Source organism: Sandarakinorhabdus sp., from assembly GCF_041689835.1.
Lineage (GTDB): Bacteria > Pseudomonadota > Alphaproteobacteria > Sphingomonadales > Sphingomonadaceae > Sandarakinorhabdus.
Genome location: NZ_JBDNFM010000042.1, coordinates 1 through 4364 on the forward strand (window position 1 = coordinate 1; position 4364 = coordinate 4364).

Here is a 4364-nt window from a genome sequence, read left to right on the forward strand (position 1 = left end):
AAGGATTTCCAGATTTCGGTGCCGCGCGCGGGTTTGCCGGCGTTGATCGAAAATGCCGATGCCACCAACAAGGGCGTGGAAGTCGAATTCAACGCCGCGCTGTCGCCCAACGTCAGCCTGTTTGCCAACGGCGCGTACATCGATGCCCGCGTCAACAATCAGCCGCGCTTCGGCAATTTCGCCGGTGACCGTTTCCGTCTCCAATCCGAATGGCAGGGATCGGCTGGTGCCAATTTCCGCTTGCCCCTGAGCGGCAGCATCGAACTGTTTGCCAACCCCAACGTCACCCACCGGTCCAGCGTGTTCTTTGAACTGCCCAACAACCCGGTGACCAGCCAGGGCCCGGTCACGCTGGTAAACCTGCGCGCCGGCATCCGCGATTCCAAGGCGCGCTGGGAAATCATCGGCTTTGCGAGCAACCTGTTGAACAAGGAGTATCTGCTGGACGGCGGCAACACAGGCGGCGCCTTCGGCATCCCCACCTTCATCCGCGGCCTGCCCCGGCTGTTCGGGGTGGAAGCGGTGGCGCGCTGGTAATTTCAGGTCGGGACGGGCAGCTGCGTCAGGCTGCCCGTCCCGTCCTGCTTGCCCCCTCTCCCTGCCCGGTCTATCCCGGCTGCATGTCCGAACCTGCCATCAGCCTTCGCGGCCTCAGCAAAGCCTATGCCGGCGGCAAGCAGGCGCTGAAGGGGATTGATCTCGATATTCCGCGCGGTTCCATCTTTGGCCTGCTCGGCCCCAATGGCGCCGGCAAATCGACCACGATCAACATCCTGGCCGGGCTGGTGAACAAATCGGCAGGTTCAGCCCGCATCTGGGGTTTCGATATCGACGAACACCCGCGTAACGCCAAAGCCAGCATCGGCATCGTGCCGCAGGAATTGGTGTTCGATGCGTTTTTCACGCCGTTTGAAACGCTGGAATTGCAGGCCGGCCTGTTCGGCGTGCCCAAGGCCAGGCGCCGCACGATGGAATTGCTGCGCGCCGTGCGGCTGGACGACAAGGCGCATGTGTATTCGCGCACCTTGTCGGGCGGGATGAAACGCCGCCTGCTGGTGGCCAAGGCGCTGGTGCACAATCCGCCGGTGCTGGTGCTGGATGAACCCACGGCGGGCGTGGATATCGAATTGCGGCAATTGCTGTGGGATTATGTGCGCGATCTGCACAGCATGGGCACCACCATCGTGCTGACCACGCACTATCTCGAAGAAGCCGAAAGCCTGTGCGACCGCATTGCCATCATCAATCATGGCGAAGTGGTGGCCAACGACCTGACCAGCATCTTGCTCGGCACCACCGGGGACAAGGTGCTGGAAGTGGTGGTGGACCGCGATCTGGCTGCGATTCCGCCGGCGCTTTCGGGGTGCAAGGCGATCGAACTGCAGGGGCCGCGCACGCTGGTCATCACCTACGACAAGCGCCACAACAATGCCGGTGCCGTGCTGGCGATGATGGCCGCCGCCGGCCTGGGTGTGATCGAGGTTTCGACCCGCGAAGCCGATCTGGAAGACGTGTTCCTGGAGCTGACAAGTGGCCCAAAAATCCAAAACGCCGCCGCCTGAGGCGCGCCACTTCGATGCCATCGTGATTGGATCGGGCGCAGCGGGGCTGACAGCAGCGCTGCATCTGGCCGAGCGAGGCACGGTGGCCGTGCTGGCCAAGGGCGGTCTGGCCGATGGATCGACCGCGTGGGCACAGGGCGGCATTGCTGCCGTTCTGGACGCCGGCGACACGGTGGCGGCGCACGTGGAAGACACGATGGTGGCGGGCGCCGGGCTCAACCACCGCGCCACGGTGGAATATGTGGCAGCGGGCGCATCGGCGGCGATCGACAGGCTGGCGGCGCTGGGCGTGCCGTTCAACCCCGGCGAGACTGTTTCGGAACGCTGGCATCTTACCCGCGAAGGCGGCCACAGCCATCGCCGCATCGTGCATGTGGATGATGCCACCGGCTGGGCAGTTTCGCAGGCGTTGATCAAGGCGGCGCAGGCGCACCCCAATATCACATTGGTGCCGCACATGGCCGCGGTTGATCTGATCACCCATCGCCACGTGCTGAACGCGCGTTTCCCGGCGCGGCGCTGTCACGGCGTTTATGCGCTGGATACTAAAAAGCGCCATGTCGTGCGGTTTGTGGCGCCGGCCACCGTACTGGCCACAGGCGGGGCGAGCCGGGTGTATCTGTATTCCACCAACCCCGATGGTGCCACCGGTGACGGCATCGCCATGGCGTGGCGGGCGGGGTGCCGGGTATCGAACATGGAATTCAACCAGTTCCATCCAACCTGCCTGTTTCACCCCAAGGTGCGCAATTTCCTGATCACCGAAGCCGCACGCGGCGAAGGCGGGCACCTGAAACTGCCCGACGGCAGCCGTTTCATGGAACGTTATGACGACCGGCTGGAACTGGCGCCGCGCGATGTGGTGGCGCGCGCGATCGACGCCGAAATGAAGCGACTGGGGCTGGAGCATGTGCTGCTCGATCTGACGCATCTGGGCGCCGATTTCGTGCGGGCGCATTTCCCTACCATCCACGCCCGCCTGCTCGAACTGGACATTGATTGCACCGTGCAGCCCATTCCGGTGGTGCCGGCGGCGCATTACAGTTGCGGCGGGGTGATGGTGGACCTTGAGGGCCGTACCGATCTAGCCGGGCTGTGGGCGGCGGGCGAAGTGACGCAAAGCGGCCTGCACGGCGCCAATCGCCTGGCCTCGAACAGCCTGCTGGAATGCCTGGTATTTGGCCAGGCCGTTGCCGACGACATCAGCGCACAAGCCCCGCTGCCGCCGCTGCCCAGCATCAAGCCGTGGGACGAAAGCCGGGTAACGGGCAGCGACGAAGAAGTGGTGATCGCCCACAACTGGGACGAACTGCGCCGCACGATGTGGGATTATGTCGGCATCGTGCGCACCGAAAAGCGGCTGGAACGCGCCGCCCACCGCGTGAAGAACCTGCGCAAGGAAGTGCAGGATTATTACGGCAATTTCCGCATCACCGCCGATCTGATCGAGCTGCGCAACCTGGTCACCGTCGCCGATCTGATCGTGCGTTCTGCGCGGCGCCGCCGGGAAAGCCGCGGCCTGCATTTCAGCACCGATTATCCGGGCCAAGCTACTGAAGCGGTGGACACCGTCCTTGATCCGATGCTGACCCGCGAAAGCTGAATGCGGCCACAACAAGATAGCCCGCCAGTTTGGAAGATCAGGCCGCGGCGCGACGTGACAGCGGAAACGGCTGCGGTTGGCCAAACAGCCAGCCTTGGGCCAGATCGCAGCCCAGCCGCGTGAGAAGCTGGCGCTGGCTATCGTTTTCCACCCCTTCGGCTACCACCTGCTTGCCCATGCTGTGAGCCAGATCGATGGTGGCGCGCACCACTTGCTGGTTGCCGGCCGACATAGACAGGCGGGCGATGAAGCTGCGATCGATCTTGATGATATTGGCCGGGACATCACGCAACTGGATCAGGCTGGCATGGCCGGTGCCGAAATCGTCCAGCGCCACGTTCACCCCGGCATCGCGCAGACACTCCAGCGCTTCGATCAGGGCGCCGCCCAACCCGCCCATCACCACCGTTTCGGTCACTTCCACCACCAGCGCATGCGGCGGCACACGGTGGCGAGCCAGTTCATCGAGGATGGCGACGGCGGCCGCAGTGCCTTGCAACTGGCTGCCAACGAAATTGACCGACATGGTCAAATCCTTGCCGTCGCTGCGCAGCCGGGCCAGCTGTTCCAGTGCCGATTGCAGCACATAGGCCTGCAATGGCGGCAGCAAAGTGGATTCGCTCAGCACTTCGGGGAAGTCGCCGGGAGCCAGCAGCCCGAGGCGCGGGTGCTGCCACCGCGTCAGCGCTTCATAGCCGATCAACGTGTCATCAAGCTGCACGATGCGCTGGTAATGCAGCAGGAACTGGTTGTTGGCCAAACCAACGCTGGCTTCCGACAACAGGCGGCTGCGAGCTTCGGCTTCATCGGCCATGCTGGAATCGTAACTGCGCCAGCAACCGCGCCCCGCGGCCTTGGCCCGGTACAGTGCCAGATCAGCCTGTTTGAAGATGCGCGCCAGCGGCACGCCCTTGTCTTCCGACGCGCCGTGGCCGGCACAGATCGATATGGTGAGATTGTGGCCCGAATGACGCAGCGGGACGCCCGACGACAGCGCAATCATCTGGCGCACTGCCGGCAGCCGTTCCCGGGCTGTGCTGGTGAGCAGGATCACGAATTCGTCACCGCCAACGCGAGCAATGCTGGCTTCGGGGCCGGCGGCTGCCGCCAGCCGTTCCGCCACTGCAACGATCAGCGCGTCACCGGCATCGTGGCCAGCCATGTCGTTGGTCTGCTTGAGGAAATCAATATCGATGGCG

At 64.0% G+C, this 4364-nt stretch carries 4 protein-coding genes; 3 read left to right on the forward strand and 1 reads right to left on the reverse strand.

All coding sequences use genetic code 11. From position 1 onward, the window contains the following. The 3 genes from ACESL8_RS02005 to nadB form a co-directional block, all read left to right on the forward strand. Nucleotides 1-537 (forward strand): TonB-dependent receptor domain-containing protein (locus tag ACESL8_RS02005; protein ID WP_372915393.1); only part of this gene is annotated, 537 nt, incomplete at its 5' end. 83 nt (nucleotides 538-620) lie between these two features. Next, entirely contained in the window at nucleotides 621-1562 is a 942-nt protein-coding gene (locus ACESL8_RS02010; RefSeq protein ID WP_372915395.1) for an ABC transporter ATP-binding protein, read from the forward strand. Then, nucleotides 1531-3165, forward strand: a complete 1635-nt coding sequence (gene nadB / locus ACESL8_RS02015) for an L-aspartate oxidase (protein ID WP_372915397.1) — start codon at nucleotides 1531-1533, stop codon at nucleotides 3163-3165. The genes ACESL8_RS02010 and nadB overlap by 32 nt, the downstream gene beginning before the upstream one ends. A 37-nt stretch (nucleotides 3166-3202) precedes the next feature. On the opposite strand, the gene ACESL8_RS02020 is transcribed toward nadB, so the two are convergent. Continuing rightward, on the reverse strand, nucleotides 3203-4364 hold a 1162-nt coding region (locus ACESL8_RS02020; RefSeq protein WP_372915400.1), incomplete at its 5' end, for a putative bifunctional diguanylate cyclase/phosphodiesterase.